The sequence below is a fragment of the Ulvibacterium sp. genome (genome assembly GCF_965248315.1).
Taxonomy (GTDB): domain Bacteria; phylum Bacteroidota; class Bacteroidia; order Flavobacteriales; family Flavobacteriaceae; genus Ulvibacterium.
Map to the genome: position 1 here is coordinate 455,924 of NZ_CBDFIX010000002.1, position 16,071 is coordinate 471,994.

Genomic DNA, 16,071 nt, shown 5'->3' on the forward strand with positions numbered 1-16,071 from the left:
GGAAGCATATAAAGAAACAAGACGCACCGGAACATTTTACTGATTATTTACTATGTTCAATTATAAGTTGATTTTATTTTTTATAAATTGAGTGAATTTTCCTATAAATATAGTATATTTTCTACTTATAAAATCTACCTATGAAGTTCTCAGTCTTGTTTCCATGTTTGATCATAGCCATTTCTGGGTTTTCCCAGCAATCGAAGGAATACCTGATAAGAACCATTGCTTTTTACAATGTGGAAAATCTGTTCGATACCAAAAACGATTCCTTAATTTTTGATGATGACCGTACACCGAACGGAAAAGATCGTTGGACAACGGAACGCTATCGTAAAAAATTAAGGAACATCTCTAAAGTGATGGCTAAAATAGGAGCCGATGTCACTAAAACATCTCCTGATCTTATCGGCCTCTGCGAAGTGGAGAACAAACAGGTGCTACAAGATTTAATCCATCAACCTGCACTTTTGGAAAAGGGTTATGGTATCGTTCATTTTGACTCCCCAGATGAGCGTGGTATTGATGTGGCCCTACTTTACAAGAAATCCGTATTTATCCCAAGTTCTTTTGAAAGTCATCGATTATTACTATTTAATACGGACGACAAAAGAAATTACACCCGGGACCAATTGGTAGTAGGCGGCCTTCTGGACAATGAAAAAATTCATTTTATCATAAATCACTGGCCATCTAGAAGTGGAGGCGAGAGCCGCAGTAAGCCCAATCGTATTGCAGCCGCCCAACTGAACAAGCGTATTATAGATTCCCTTATCCGCTTAGATGCCAATTCTAAGATTATCAGTATGGGAGATCTTAACGACGACCCCATAGACGAAAGCCTTAAGAAAATTTTAAAAACCAAGGGAGTCCTAAAAAAGTTGGACGCCGGGGAACTTTTTAATCCCATGGAAAAAATGTATAAGAAGGGAATTGGCTCTTTGGCCTATAGGGATAAATGGAACTTGTTCGATCAGATTTTTTTTACGCCAAACCTGGTGAATTCCAATGAGGCCACCTATCAGTTTTGGAGGGCTGGGGTTTTCAGTCCTTCTTATCTAACTACACAAAAAGGGCCTTATAAAGGCTACCCCTTCCGAACCTATGCTGGCGGTAATTATACAGGAGGGTATAGTGACCACTTTCCGGTGTATTTGTATTTGATAAAGGCTACTTCCGATACTCTCAATGGGGAAGAGCCATAATGCCCAAAGGGTCCTTGGTTCAATCCAATTCAGTAATCTGGATGTTCCGCCAGTTAACTTTAATGCCGCCGCCATCATGGATCTGTAGGGCAACGGATCCTTCTCCCTTTCCTATTTTTTCATCGGAAAAGCTTACCATTTCCGTGCCATTGAGCCAAGAGGTGAGTTTATCGCCTTCCAAACGTATTTTCATCGTGTTCCATTCTCCCATTTTAAGGGCCTTGTCCTTCTCCGGGTCAGGCTTTATCAACCACCCACGACCATAGGATTCGTAAACACCTCCCGTATCATGGCCGGGAGGGGCCACTTCTACTTGCCAACCACTGATTTTAGTCCCATCAATGGTAGAACGGATAAAAACACCACTATTACCGTTGGCCTCTTGCCTAAACTCCAAGGTCAATTCAAAATTCTTATAATGTTCATCCGTGGCCAAGTATCCATATCCTTTGTCAGGACCGCTTTCACAAATTAAAAGGCCGTCCGCCACATACCATTTTTCAGTACCATAAATGGTCCAGCCATCCAGATTTTCTCCATTGAAAAGTGATTTTTGTTGGGCAAGACCAAAAGTGGATACCAAAATTACTAGTAGAAATGTTACTCTTGTCATTGTATGATTGTATTTCTTTATTAATTATTTACGTGAATCTTCTTTGAATTTACTTTTTTTGAACCTCTACGTCTACTCAGCTATTCAACGATTATACCTCACTTTGCCTTTTGACCACGCTCAAGAAAGTGGCGGAAGCGAAAGCTTAATTGAACCATTGTCCCCAAGGGATACGACTTAGAATCAAAATCAATCCCAGCCCATAGAAAATAGCGATGCTTTTGAACTTCTTTTTTCCTTCCATAAATTTTTTATGCCGGGACCATCCTATGGTAATCAATACGATAGCCACAATATTTATAAAAGGGTGTTCCACGGCCAATAAACGTGCTGCTGAATTCAATCCGCCCATGCCCAAGGCCTGAATTGCCTTTAGTCCGCTTGGGGAAACAAAAAACAACAAGAGACCGACCAACAATTGGATATGGGATAAAATCAATGCGAAAAGGCTTAGCCGAAGATCTTTTTGTGGATAGAACATTTTGTTTCCCAACCAACCCATTAGGGCGTTGGCTACCGCCAAAAAAAGAACGGCCAGTACCACATAGGCCAAATAGGAATGCAGAATTTGTATGGTTTCGTACATCATGTTGATTTTAGCTTTCTAAAATACGAATTCTTTGGCATTAAAAAACCCCAACAGTACTGTTGGGGTTTAAAGGCATTTTTTTTCTTTAGAAATTATACCGTAAACTTAAGTTCCAGGTTCTTCCTATTCCCAGATAATATCCGAAGGAATCTCTCTGGTTTATGTAATCCGCATCAAAAACATTGAAAACATTTCCTCTAAGGACCATTTCATCTGAGCCTCCCAAACTGAAGCTATATGTAGCCCCAGCATCTACCAACGTATAAGCAGGCAATCTCTCCGATTGGAATACCTGGTCGCTAAGGGATGCATTTATAACGTCCTCTACATCCACAAAACCATAGAATTCCGTAAAAATATTTATGTCCGTATCAAACGAAAAACCTTCACAGATATCTACGTCTATTCCCGCACCAGTAGAAACTTGTGGGGCCTGTCCAATTTTTGTTCCTGTTAAATCTACACTCCCACGAGCAATAAGTTCTGCCGTTTCATTATTTTCCGTTATAAATGGGGTAGTGCCGTCATATTCCCAGTTCCCTATAGATCCACGCCATTTCAGCAAAAATGTTGTAGAAGGCCTATATCGAACATCCAATTCCGCTCCCTTATGAACTTGTGCTATATCAGTATAACGTGTCCGAATCTCCACGTCTTCCCCATTAATTTCCCGCTGTCCAAAATCCTGAAGGAATCTGTTTCCCCAAGTTGTGTAATACAGATTGAAATTTATTGTGAAGTCGCTTGTGGTAAGTCGATAACCGCCTTCTATACCTGTAATTTCCTCATTATCCACCTCCGGTTCCACGATTTCGTTAGAATATCGAATATTAGTAAAAATGTTGTCCAAAAAGGCTTGCCTGGAATATTGTCCAATATTCGCAAAAATGATATGTTTGGAATCAAAAGTATACGATAAACCTCCTTTCATGGTATAGCCAAATCGGTTTAACTTTTCGGATTCTCCCAACCCATCGCCAAAACCGGATAACCTCCCATCTCTTTGATAATTTTGATTGGACACGGCTCCTTGGACGAAAGCAGAGAAAGTATCATTGGAATACTCTGCTTGCCCGAATACGCCTTGGTAATTTATATTTTCAGAGTAATCAAATTCATAACGCTGATCCGGGTCTGCGAAATTGAAAAGGGCGGCCCAGGGATCTGCCTCAAATGTCTCGGAAATAATATAATCATCCGGTCTATCCGACCTGCGATTATCATTATAACCTTCCAAACCCAGTTTATCCACCAATTGTCTCCAGTGATCTCCCCTATAGAATCTAAAGTCAGCTCCAACGTTCAACGCCCAATTTTCATTCGGGTTGAATTCAAGATTGGTCAACGCACCGTACCAATTATGATTATTTACAGAAGCCCTTAGAACACCTGCATTTCCAAAAGATCCTATCCCATCCGGATTTTCAGCAATATTGTTGTCAACAATGGCATCAAAATCAACTTGGCCGTCTTCCCGAAAAAAACGGGTACCCCTGCCCAAGGGACCGGTACCTCCTCCACGTCCCCAAGAAGCGTATAGTACTGTTGAGAGTACAGTTTCTTCGTTAAGGGTCCAATCCCAGTTCAAATTGGCCACAGGTTTATGATAGTAATTTCTTCTAAAAGTGAACTGTTCCCCTCTTAGGAACCCGGCATTGTCGTTGTACTTTTCGCCAAACTCCTCATACTCCTCCAAATCCTTGGAAAAATTGTTCCCGTGAAATTGAGGTGCACCGGTAATCAAGAAATTAAAATTATGAGAATCGTTGGGTTGAAAGCCTACTCCTATAAAATAGGTCTGTCCCTGTCCAAAAGTACCCCCGGCCCATTTTCTATGACCTTGCCAATGATCCAGTAATATGGAATAGGCCCATTTTCCCTTTAATCCAGAATCGTAGCTTGCTGTTGTCTTACCATAACTGTCGTTTCCGGTCATAACGCGGACAAAACCGCCCTCTTTCCGTCCGGTGGCCTTGGACACTATGTTAATAGTGCCTCCCACAGAAGAAATGGCCAATTTGGAAGAGCCCAAACCTCTTTGTACCTGCACTGCATTAGCCACGTCTGCCATTCCGGACCAGTTTGACCAGAATACCCGTCCATCCTCTACACTGTTGATGGGTTGCCCGTTCAAAAGAACCGCTGTATTGGTCTGATCAAATCCCCTTACGAATATCTGTGAATCGCCGAAACCGCCAGCTTGACTGGATACATATACGTTGGGTGTGTTTTTCATAGTTTCTGGAAATTCCACATTACCCACTCCTTTAGTTTGGATTTCAGCGGCCGGAATACTGGAAACGGCAATTGGCGTTTGTCTATCCCTGGCAAGGTCTATTATTCCGGAGCCTACCACAACTACTCCTTCCAACTCTTCAGCATCAGGAGATAGAACAATCTGACCCAAATTACCTGGACCATTAAAGGTTGCCCTTGTGGTGATAAATCCCAAATATGATATGACCAATATCCCCGAATCCTTTGTAGTTTCAATAGCAAAATTTCCATCAAAATCCGTGGTGGTACCATTGCTAGTACCCAGTATCAAAATATTCGCCCCTGGAAGCGGACTTCCCAAATCCGCATCCAGTACTGTGCCGGTAAGCGTAGTCTGTGAAAATGCAATTGACACCATTAAAAATGTCATCGTCGCTAGATACATTTTTCTCATTTTTCGTAGTGTTTAGTAGTTCTCGTATTTGCCGCAAAAATGCTTTATTTTTAGGTTTTTTGTATTTAGGCACCATTAAAATAGTTAAGGCAAATTTAACATAAATTAAGCAAATTAAGTGCTGAAAAACAATAAGTTACACTCTGTTTTAGAGAAATGAGAAAATGTCTTTTTAACTCTTAAAAACTTGTAAAAGATGTAAGGTTGAAGCATCATGACCCCCAATATCGGAATCATTGATATCATTTAGTATGGTACCTGCCAATTGCTTGCCCAATTCAACGCCCCATTGATCGTAACTGAAGATATTCCATACAATACCCTGGACAAAAATTTTGTGCTCGTATAACGCTATAAGTGCTCCCAGGCTTTTTGGTGTTAAGCGGTCTATGAGTATGGTATTTGTTGGTTTATTGCCCTCAAACACCTTGTAGGGAACCAATTTTTCCATTGCAGTTCTGGAAAGTCCTTTGGACTCCAATTCCAATTGAACTTCTTTTTCTGTCTTACCATTCATAAGGGCTTCGGTCTGGGCAAAAAAATTGGCCATTAGTTTATGATGATGGTCGGTATCCCCGTAAAGTGATTTCTTAAAGCCAATGAAATCCGTAGGAATTAATTTAGTGCCTTGATGTATTAACTGAAAGAACGCATGTTGGGAATTTGTACCAGGCTCTCCCCAAATAATCGTACCGGTTTGGTACTGGGTTCTATTCCCAATTCGGTCTACACTTTTACCATTACTCTCCATAATGCCTTGCTGTAGGTACGCAGAAAATCTAGAGAGATATTGGGTATAAGGAATAATCGCCTCGGTCTCGGCACCGTAAAAATTATTGTACCAGATACTTAACAAAGCCAATATTACGGGAATATTCTTTTCGAATTCAGTTGTTTTAAAGTGCTGGTCCATACTATTTGCACCCTCTAAAAGAGCATCAAAGTTTTTAAAACCAACAGCCAGTGCAATGGAAAGCCCCACCGCACTCCACAATGAAAATCTCCCTCCGACCCAATCCCACATGGGGAATACATTTTCATCCGCAATACCAAATTCGCTTATGGCTTTGGTATTGGTAGACACTGCAGCAAAATGTAGGGCAATATCTTTTTGGGTGGCATGTTGCAGGAACCACTTTTTTATGGTCATGGCATTGCTCAGGGTCTCTTGTGTGGTAAACGTCTTGGAAACTACAACAAAAAGTGTCGTTTCGGGGTTCACCTCCTTTAAAATCTCATGAACATGGTCCCCATCCACATTGCTGACAAAATGTGTCCTGAGTTGATTCTTATAAAACCGCAGCGCTTCGGTGACCATGGCAGGACCCAAATCCGATCCGCCAATACCAATGTTTACTACATCGGTAAAAGGTTTTCCGGTAAAGCCTTTTTTGTCACCAGAAATTACAGCATCGGTAAATACCTTAATCTGTTCCTTAACCTTATAAACTTCCGGAATCACATTTTTCCCTTCTACCAATATACTATCATCTTCCTTGGCGCGAAGAGCGGTATGCAAAACGGCACGACCTTCCGTTCGGTTTATTAAATCTCCCTTAAAATATTTGTCTATGGCGTCCTTTAGGCCTACTTCTTCCGCCAGTTGTAGCAAAAGCCGTAATGTTTCCCCGGTAATCCTGTTCTTGGAAAAATCGACTAGAAAATCTTCCCACTTAAGCGTAAAGCAGTCTACTCTATCCTTACCATCTTTAGCAAAAAATTCTTTTAAATGAATCCCTTTGGTCTCGTCAAAATGTTGTTCTAGTTTTTTCCAAGCGGCTGTTGTGGTAGGGTCAATATTTTGTAACGGCATTTGCAGGCTTATCTTAGGTTTATGAATTATTTCTGTAACCTTCCAAAAATAAACATAATCCCGGGACTTCGGGAAAAACCTACCCGTGAAAAAATCCTATTGGTTCAAGGTAATCAAATCTTCATCCGAATCGGTAGGCTCCGGAAATTGGATACAGTCCAATTGATTCTTTTTAGGAGTGATATAAGTGTAGTAGTCCGGTCGCAATGCTTCGGCCAAGGGCTCCGCCTTGGGAAGTTCTTCACGTAATGGATCCACTTGTCTCCCATTCTTCCAAAAACGATAACAAACATGGGGGCCACTAGTATTCCCCGTCATACCGACCCATCCAATAACATCGCCCTGGCGGACAAATTCGCCTCTTTTTACCTTTTGTTTCTTCATATGGAGGTATTGGGTGGAGTAGGTGCCGTTGTGCCGTATTTTTACATATTTTCCATTGCCTCCTCTCCGGGTAGATTCCGTTACCGTACCATCTGCTGTGGCCATGATAGGCGTTCCGATAGGTGCGGCATAATCTGTTCCCAGGTGGGGTCTTATTTTATTGCCATAATAGCGAATCCTTCTTTTTAGGTTATACCGTGAAGATATTCTACTGAATTTTACAGGTGCCCTTAAAAACGTTCTCCTTAGATTATTGGCTTCCTCGTCAAAATATTCGATTATGCTTTTTAGGGAGTCGTTCTCATAAGCAAAGGCATAAATGGGTTTCCCATTATGCTCAAAGTAGGCTGCTTCTATAGGTTCGCAACCAGCATAAATAGAATCATTGATGTACTTTTCCTTGTAAAGTACCTTAAATTTATCTCCTTTTTGAAGTCTAAAGAAATCTATGGTCCAAGCGTATATTTCGGAAAGACTATTGGTTACGTTATAGTCTATTCCCTGATTTAAAATAGCCTCGGACAATGAGGTCTCTATTACACCGGAAGCTTCCCGCTGCACATACTTCACTTCTTTTTTATCCTTATAGGCGACCACACTATCCCTTAGGTCCACTACGGTATAGTTTATACGATCGTTCTCATAAATGAAAACCTGCGCCGCTTCCGTAGTATCCTTGGATTTTAAAATGAAGTAAGGTTTACCAACACGTATCTTGCGCACATCAAAGGTATCCCTGAATTCTTGGGATATCTTGGCAATTTTTGGGTAGTCTACCTTATGCTGCAACATGAGTTCCCCAAAGCTATCGCCCCTTTTTACGGTATCTTGCTGTACCTTGAAATTGGAAAGGTCAAAACCGAATTTTTTAATAGCCGCGGGAGCTTCTACAATGGCTACCTCAATGTTATCCATATCCGTTCGTTCCAACGGTTTATCGTCCTTACAAGATGTCAATATGGCAAATAACAATACTACGCCCCCAAGTATTCGCATTCTATTTTTGGATTTTCTCTGGGTTAAAGATATGGTCTACCCATTGCTTCCCCCAATTTTTTAACTCTTGATTTGTGTACAATTTCGGAAAAAATACAACTTTTTGAAAACTTGGTGGTAAATACTCTTTCCAGTTGGTACCGCCTGTAGCTTCTACCTGCCCCTTTTCACTTCCGAGATACCGGTAGGCGGAACCCATATGCATCAAAGGCCAGTTGATGTTTGCATTCATGTCCAATGTCTTTAACGCTTTAACCAGCTCTTTATTATGCCGCTTCTCTTCCGGCATTTGTAGGTACTTATGGTAGATGGTAGTATTCTTTAATTGCTTGGCAGTCCGTATTAATCTTGGGGTATATCTATATTCAAACTGCTTTAGGGTGAGTGTCTTTTCGCCGGTGGTGAAATCTGTGGCGCCTTTCTTCCAATAGATATGCTCATACAGTTCTTCTATGGTGTTTTTTGAGGAAAAACGGTCCCTTTCGGTATGGTGTACTAGATTTTCCATGGGGGTGGAATAAAGCTCGATCATCCTATATTGTGCAGATTGAAACCCACTGGAAGGCAACAAGGCCATTCTATATTGAAGGAACTGTTCTTTTTCCATTCCTTTGATCATAATACTGAAAGAAGAGATAAGAGCCTTATAGTAGCTATTTATCCTTTTGGCCTTTTCAATAAAAAAGTCTAAATTTTGTGCTTTATCATCTACCAGTTGTTTCTGTTCATGAAGTATCAATTTAAAATACAGCTCGGTAATCTGGTGATACATGATGAAAATCTCCTCATCCGGAAAATAGGTGCGAGGTACTTGTAGACTAAGTAAAGTATCCAAATGAATGTAGTCCCAATACGTTAGGTAGCGTTGATAAAGAAGGCCATCCAAATAGGAGCTTAAGTCTTGTCCGGAATCTTTATATTTTTCTTCTAATTTGGAGATTTGGGATGCAATCTTCTCCTTTTTCTTCATTGATTTGGCTAATCCATTATTATTTTGAACTGATGTTTAAGTCCATTGTATCCATCCAAATCCGCCTTTATGGAACCTACGGCCAAATCTGCTTTTATGCGTACCGGTATCCGATTCTTATCGGTAGATACCCAAAGTGAAAGACTTTCCTGCTCTTTGAACACGCGACCGGACTGCACGTATGGTCTAAATTTATGACATTCCACTTTTCCATATTTTGTCTTTAAGACTTCCTTTCCCAGGTATTTGAGCCTGAAATTAAAAATCCCATCATCATCATATAGCATTTTTAAAGTTATCGCCTCACCTTCTACCAAGTCCTTTGTATTATAGTTGTTCCTGAGGTAGTAAAATGCGGAAATAAGATCCTGGATACTGTCTTGGAGTGTAAAATTAAGTTTTTTCTTGTTCTTTTTATCGTTGAGGATGGCTTTGTCGTTATCATGATCAAAAATTATCTCCACATCTTTTTTGTATCCTCCCTCATTAATCTTACGGATAAATCTGTAGGGCCTGCCATCTTCCTGACCAAAATAGCTTTCGTAGGTGTCATCGACCTTAAAAAAAATACTAGCGAATCCTGTGGTACGTCCTTTCCCAACCACATGATATACTGGCACCCCATCTATATTGTCCGATTTGACCTGAAGGGTGGCGTAACTGGCATTTAACCATCCATAGTGCATTCGGAACTTTAACCATTCACCCGGCTTAAAAGCCGACGCGTTATCCTGGGCCCCAACACCAAGGCTTAAGGAAAGAAAAAGGAGTATGTAAAATTTTCTCATAGCCGTTTAATATGGTAAAATTACTAAAAGCCAAGTTAACCCTTGAACTACATAACCATTACTTAAACAAAATTTATTCCAAAGTATTGTGCAGAAAAAAAGCCCTGACGTTCGCGTCAGGGCTTTCCTAAATAACCAACCAAACTTTAAATTATGAAAAACCAATACTTAAAGTTGTAAGGGAACCACCCCTTACACCAACAAATTTAATACATCATATTTATGTAGTAAACGGTTTTAACGTACTTTAACTATTCTCTTAACAATTATTAATATGGTCCTAGGCAAATTGGGAAATCATTAAGAGTAAATCAAGAATTTAAAGGGTTCCTCTTGATTTCTGCTCTCTTTCTATAGCCTCAAAAAGTGCCTTAAAATTTCCTTTTCCGAATGACTTTGCCCCTTTGCGCTGTATAATCTCTATAAACATGGTTGGCCTATCCAGTATGGGTTTGGTGAATATTTGCAGTAGATAGCCTTCATCATCCCTATCCACCAATATCCCCAGGTCCCGTAAAGGGGCAAGGTCTTCATCTATTTCCCCGACCCTATCCAAAACATCTTCGTAATAACTTGCTGGGACGGTCAAAAATTCTACTCCTCTATTGCGTAACGAGGCAACCGTCTGAATAATATTATTGGTCGCCATGGCCATATGTTGAACTCCGGCACCATTGTAAAACTCAATGTATTCTTCGATTTGTGATTTTTTTCGACCATCGGCAGGCTCGTTAATAGGAAATTTTATCCTTCCATTTCCATTGCTCATCACCTTGCTCATTAGAGCGGTGTATTCCGTGGAAATATCGGTATCATCAAAAGAGACCAGCTGGGCAAAGCCCATAACCTCTGCATAAAACTTGCACCATTTGCTCATTTCATTCCAGCCCACATTGCCCACCATATGATCAATATATTTTAAGCCTGTGTCTTTTGGTGAATAATGAGGTTTCCAGGGCCTGTAACCTGGCATAAACGTCCCTTGGTAACCTTTCCGTTCAACAAAGACGTGAACGGTTTCACCATAGGTATGGATACCGGAGAGCACAACCTGTCCATGTTCGTCCTTAAGTATCTTGGGCTCAAGATAAGCCTTGGCGCCTCTTTTTACAGTTTCCCTATAACTCTTGGTAGCATCATCTACCCATAAGGCGATTACTTTTACACCATCTCCATGAGCGTCCAAATGGTGGTTTATTTCCCCACCCGACTTTAAAGGTGATGTGAGGACCAACCTAATCTTGTCCTGTTGGAGCACATAGGAAACTTTAGTTTTCAATCCGGTTTCAAGACCGGCGTAGGCCAAAGGTTGAAACCCCCAAGCGGACATATAGTAATGGGCAGCTTGTTTTGCATTACCCACATAGAGCTCTACATAATCGGTCCCCAACAAGGGTAAGAAATCTCCCGCTTCCGGATTTTCCTTCGGCAGTTGTAATGAAGTGTTATCTAAAGTTGACATGATTTTTTTATTGAATTGATTGAAAATACTAGATATTAGGATAAAAAGCACTGCTCGGAATAACAAACAATGTGCTTGGTTTCACCGAAGCAAAATATGAGTTACCTGCTTACCACATGGCCCTAAGATGGGACGTAATATCAATCCTTGACTTTCTCACTGTCTCAATAAAAAGCTATGGCAAATATCGGGAAAAAGAAGTAAATACTGTGTTAAGGTATTGTTTGTATTTTACTCAAAGAAACGTTTCCGAAATACTCCTCCGTGCATTTTCCCATGCGTTGTTTTTAGTACTAGAACCAGTGGCCTACACTAAAAAAGATATTACTAGTGCCTCCCTCGGGAGACCATGAATACATTACTTGTACCGGACCTAAAAAGGATTCCCAACCATAACTAATCCCATATCCGGAAAAACTTGGTGCCGTAAACCACTCTCCCAATCTAAAAATATCATCTTGTACATTGGCAAAATTTGCCGTAAACATTAGATGGTTTTTCCGGGCAAATTCCCAATCGATCCTAGCATAGGATTTTACAAAACTATTCCCCGGCAAACTCAAGAAATCATACCCGACGAATGGTATAAAATTGTTGATCATATCCGTGCCGAACCCTCCAAGGACAAAATCAAAAGAAGTTACATTGGACGTTCCCAGTTTAAACCCTCCTTCGGATTCAATGTTCAAGGATAGATTTTTTAAAATAGGAAAGGCACCTCCCAATCTGGCCTGGGCTATTGAGAACTCCTTGAAGTTGTCATTGAAGTCCGAAGAAAAAACATAAAAATGAAAATCTCCATTAAAGAATAGACCCTTTGACGGAAAATATTTGTCATCATAGGTGTCCAATGTCAGTTGACCAAAGGCGCTATAAAAATTGCTCTTTTCAAAAAAGGTTCGCTCGCCGGATGACCTTACGGCAATCAGTGCTTCGGTTGTCGGAACATTGCCCAGGGTCCTTGTGCTATATTTCAAGAATTTATGTTCTATGCCCGTCGTAAAGGCAAACTCTTCCCTTAGCACGGTCTGTACATAAACTTGATTGGTAACGTCGGTGATGTCCAGATTTATACTGTTTATATTTGGGTCATTTGGCACATCAAAGTTCCCACTGATCAAATCATAGTCTACTTCTTTTTCAAATGCATTGAACCTGGAGTTGATTCCAAAACTCCAATAGGTACCCTTGTCAATATAGTATTCAAAATTGTATCGTACATTGTCTCCAAGAATCAGATCAAACGAGGCGAGGTCATCCTTGGCCAAAAGCCTTTTTTTGGTCAAATTGATTATAGCGGCACTTTTATACAGATCGTCATAATGAGCTCCCAGGCGTAACAATGTCCTGTTCGGATCTTCATCCAAATTTAAAATAAGGTCCTCACCAATACCATTGGAGGTAAGCCTGTAACGTATTGTCTTAAAATTCCCGGTAGCAGACAAATTACTAATGCCCTGTTGAAACTTTTCAAACTTTAGTTCTTCCCCAAGATCAAATCTTAACTTTCCCTTTACATAACCTCTCGAATAATTGTCATTGTTACCTGAAATGACCAGTCTGTTCACAATGAGCTTGTCGTTGAGCCCTAAGGAATTTACGGTCTTTTTGGAACTATTTTGATTTATGGAAAGTTCCTTTAATTCTACATATTTTTCCCGGGCGGCAATTTCACCTTCATCTATGATGTTCTCACGTTCACCAAAATCGATTACGGAGAAGTCTTCCATTTCGGGTTTTATGTAGATATCGGTCCTGCCGGATTTTTCCCCCATATCCTTTACGGTTCTAAAATTGTTTATCTGCAAAAGAATTTCTGTCGCGGAAAGCAATTCCTCCCTATCGGATAGGCCATGCTGAACATCTACCCCGATAATGATATTGGCACCCATGTTCCTAACCTCATCTATTGGATAATTGTTTACCACGCCTCCATCTATCAATATTCTGTCATCAACCGTTGCGGGTTCAAAAAGTGAAGGTAGTGCACCACTTGCCATAACAGCTTCGGGCAAATAGCCCTTATTTAGCAATACTTCTTCCCCTGTTTCGGCATTGGTGGCTATGCATAGAAAGGGAATGGGCAATTTAGAAAAATCCTTAACGTCCCTTACGTGATACAGCAGCCTCACCAATTCATTATAGATGTTCTGTCCACCGGAATACGCTGGAGGAACGGAAACTTTAAAATTGTTAAAAGGCAGGGTAATGGCATATCTTTCCGAATCCTCCTTTTCATAAAAAGTCTTGGCATCCCTGGGAAGATTGTCCCGAATCAAATTCGTAAAATCAATTGACCTAAATATGGAATCGAGTTCAGTGGCTGAATAACCTGCTGCATACAGAGCCCCAACAATGGCCCCCATACTGGTGCCACCAATATAATCCACCTGCACTCCAGCTTCTTCTACTACCTTCAATGCCCCAATATGCGCCATCCCCTTAGCACCTCCACCACTTAGTACTAAACCCACCTTTACTTTATCCTCAGCCGAATTTTGAGCCGTTAGTAGTAAGGAAAATAAGAAAGTGAATACTATTACAACAGGTCTTGGCATCATTTAAAGTTAGTTGCCCATATCAGTGAAATGCTTCATAAATTTTCTTGGCTTTGGCAATTCCCACGGTTTTTGCCAAATTATCGATTGAGGCTTCCTTAATCCGTTTTACGGATTTAAAATTCCTCAACAGTTCTTGGGCGGTTTTATCCCCAATGCCCGCTATACCCACAAGTTCGGAGTCAATCGCCGATTTGCTCCGTTTATTTCTGTGAAAGGTAATTCCAAAACGGTGCGCCTCGTTCCTAAGTTGCTGAATAATCCTTAAGCTTTCCGATTTTTTATCCAAATACATCGGAACGGGATCTTCGGGAAAATAAATTTCCTCCAACCGCTTGGCTATACCGATAATGGCGATTTTTCCCCTAATACCCAAAATATCCAAACTTTTGAGCGCCGAGGATAGTTGTCCCTTACCCCCATCTATAATAATTAATTGGGGCAATTCAGCTTCTTCTGCCAACAGCCTTTTATATCTTCTAAATACCACTTCTTCCATAGAAGCAAAATCATCAGGACCTTTTACGGTCTTGATATTGTAATGTCTGTATTCCTTTTTGGATGGCTTGCCATTTCTAAAAACCACACAAGCCGCAACCGGATTGCTTCCCTGAATATTGCTATTATCAAAACATTCAATATATCTAGGTTCCTTACCCAGCCTAAGGTCTTTCCGCATTTGCGACATAATCCGATTCGTATGCCTATCCGGATCTAATATCTTGATTTGCTTAAACCTTTCCTGTCTGAAAAATTTGGCATTGCGTTCCGAAAGTTCCAGGATTTTTCTCTTATCACCGAGTTTGGGAATTGTGACTTTTAAGTGGGGTTCCACAATTACCTCGAACGGAAGGTATAATTCCTTCGATTCGGATTTGAATCTTTGACGTATCTCAACTATGGCCAATTGTAAAAGATCTACATCCCTTTCATTGAGCTTCTTTTTTAGCTCCATGGTATGGGATCTTACAATAGATCCATGGGAAAGCTGCAAAAAATTCACATAGCCAAACGCTTCGTCAGAAATAATGGAAAATACATCTACATTATTAATTTTTGGGTTTACTATCGTAGATTTTACTTGATAATTTTCCAATACCTGAACTTTATCCTTAATGCGCTGGGCCTCCTCAAACTTCATTTCATCCGCCAAGACCTTCATCTGTTTTTTGAAATACTGAATGGAGGATTTAAAATTGCCTTTTATGATCTCTCGGATATCATCAATTTGTCTGTGGTATTCTTCGGAACTTTGTAATCCTACACAAGGCCCTTTACAATTGCCCAAATGATATTCCAGGCACAACTTATACTTACCTGCAGCTATCTTTTCCTGAGAAAGGTCATAGTTACAGGTACGCAATGGATAAACACTTTTAACTAGGTCCAACAATGTCCTTACTGTACCCATGCTTGTATATGGGCCGTAGTATTCCGACCCATCTTTGATGAGTTTCCTTGTAGGGAATATTCTTGGAAAACGTTCTTTTTTGATGCATATCCAGGGATAGGACTTGTCGTCCTTTAGCATTACGTTGTATCGTGGTCTGTATTTCTTAATTAGGTTGTTCTCCAATAATAACGCATCGGATTCCGTGGGAACGACTATATGTTTTATCCGGTTTATTTTCTTTACCAGCACCCGGGTCTTTCCATATTCATGATTCTTGGTAAAATAAGAGGTTACCCGTTTTTTTAAGTTTTTAGCCTTGCCCACATAAAGCATCTTCTCATCGGAATCGAAAAACTGATAAACCCCTGGATTATTGGGCAGGGTACTTAGTTGTATTTGGATGGGTACCTGGGGCATATTTTGACGTAGGATCGCGTTTCTTTGACAAAGTTAAATTACTTTGTTTTATTGAAAGGTGAGGGAGTTTTTAATTTTTTTAACTCCGTCAAAAGAATTGACTTGTTATGTACAATCTATTCACTATGATAGATCTTGCTTTTCGAAACGGAAATAATCTATGGACGATATACGGCACTGAATATTTTTACATTCTCCATAGCCCAATATTT

The 16,071-nt window shown here is 40.4% G+C and carries 11 protein-coding genes; 1 reads left to right on the plus strand and 10 read right to left on the minus strand.

What is annotated here, in order from left to right:
- Positions 1 to 140 precede the first annotated feature (140 nt).
- Positions 141 to 1,205 carry an endonuclease/exonuclease/phosphatase family protein gene (locus ACP2AF_RS03530; RefSeq protein WP_425234862.1) on the plus strand — a complete coding sequence of 355 codons (1,065 nt, stop codon included), beginning with the start codon at positions 141 to 143 and terminating at the stop codon, positions 1,203 to 1,205.
- Between the two features lie 19 nt (positions 1,206 to 1,224).
- Here ACP2AF_RS03530 and ACP2AF_RS03535 read toward each other — a convergent pair whose 3' ends face one another.
- From ACP2AF_RS03535 to uvrC, 10 genes are all read right to left on the minus strand, one after another.
- Positions 1,225 to 1,818 (minus strand): 3-keto-disaccharide hydrolase, encoded by a 594-nt coding sequence (locus tag ACP2AF_RS03535; RefSeq protein WP_425234863.1) that lies wholly within the window; start codon positions 1,816 to 1,818, stop codon positions 1,225 to 1,227.
- Between the two features lie 145 nt (positions 1,819 to 1,963).
- The gene (locus ACP2AF_RS03540) at positions 1,964 to 2,404 is read right to left on the minus strand and encodes a hypothetical protein (protein WP_120710296.1); all 441 of its coding nucleotides are present in this window, start codon (positions 2,402 to 2,404) and stop codon (positions 1,964 to 1,966) included.
- An 88-nt stretch (positions 2,405 to 2,492) separates the two neighbouring features.
- Positions 2,493 to 5,078 carry a TonB-dependent receptor gene (locus ACP2AF_RS03545; RefSeq protein ID WP_425234864.1) on the minus strand — a complete coding sequence of 862 codons (2,586 nt, stop codon included), beginning with the start codon at positions 5,076 to 5,078 and terminating at the stop codon, positions 2,493 to 2,495.
- A gap of 172 nt (positions 5,079 to 5,250) precedes the next feature.
- The gene (gene pgi / locus ACP2AF_RS03550; protein ID WP_425234865.1) at positions 5,251 to 6,891 is read right to left on the minus strand and encodes a glucose-6-phosphate isomerase; all 1,641 of its coding nucleotides are present in this window, start codon (positions 6,889 to 6,891) and stop codon (positions 5,251 to 5,253) included.
- Positions 6,892 to 6,987: 96 nt separating this feature from the next.
- Positions 6,988 to 8,271, minus strand: a complete 1,284-nt coding sequence (locus tag ACP2AF_RS03555; protein WP_425234866.1) for a peptidoglycan DD-metalloendopeptidase family protein — start codon at positions 8,269 to 8,271, stop codon at positions 6,988 to 6,990.
- Between the two features lies 1 nt (position 8,272).
- Entirely contained in the window at positions 8,273 to 9,241 is a 969-nt protein-coding gene (locus tag ACP2AF_RS03560; RefSeq protein WP_425234867.1) for a tryptophan 2,3-dioxygenase family protein, read from the minus strand.
- Between the two features lie 8 nt (positions 9,242 to 9,249).
- Positions 9,250 to 10,029 carry a DUF3108 domain-containing protein gene (locus tag ACP2AF_RS03565; RefSeq protein ID WP_425234868.1) on the minus strand — a complete coding sequence of 260 codons (780 nt, stop codon included), beginning with the start codon at positions 10,027 to 10,029 and terminating at the stop codon, positions 9,250 to 9,252.
- Positions 10,030 to 10,348: 319 nt separating this feature from the next.
- A complete protein-coding gene (hppD, locus tag ACP2AF_RS03570; protein WP_425234869.1) occupies positions 10,349 to 11,491 on the minus strand; it encodes a 4-hydroxyphenylpyruvate dioxygenase in 1,143 nt (380 codons plus the stop codon).
- Between the two features lie 293 nt (positions 11,492 to 11,784).
- Entirely contained in the window at positions 11,785 to 14,049 is a 2,265-nt protein-coding gene (locus ACP2AF_RS03575) for a patatin-like phospholipase family protein (protein WP_425234870.1), read from the minus strand.
- A gap of 22 nt (positions 14,050 to 14,071) precedes the next feature.
- Entirely contained in the window at positions 14,072 to 15,859 is a 1,788-nt protein-coding gene (gene uvrC, locus ACP2AF_RS03580; protein WP_425234871.1) for an excinuclease ABC subunit UvrC, read from the minus strand.
- Positions 15,860 to 16,071 lie beyond the last annotated feature (212 nt).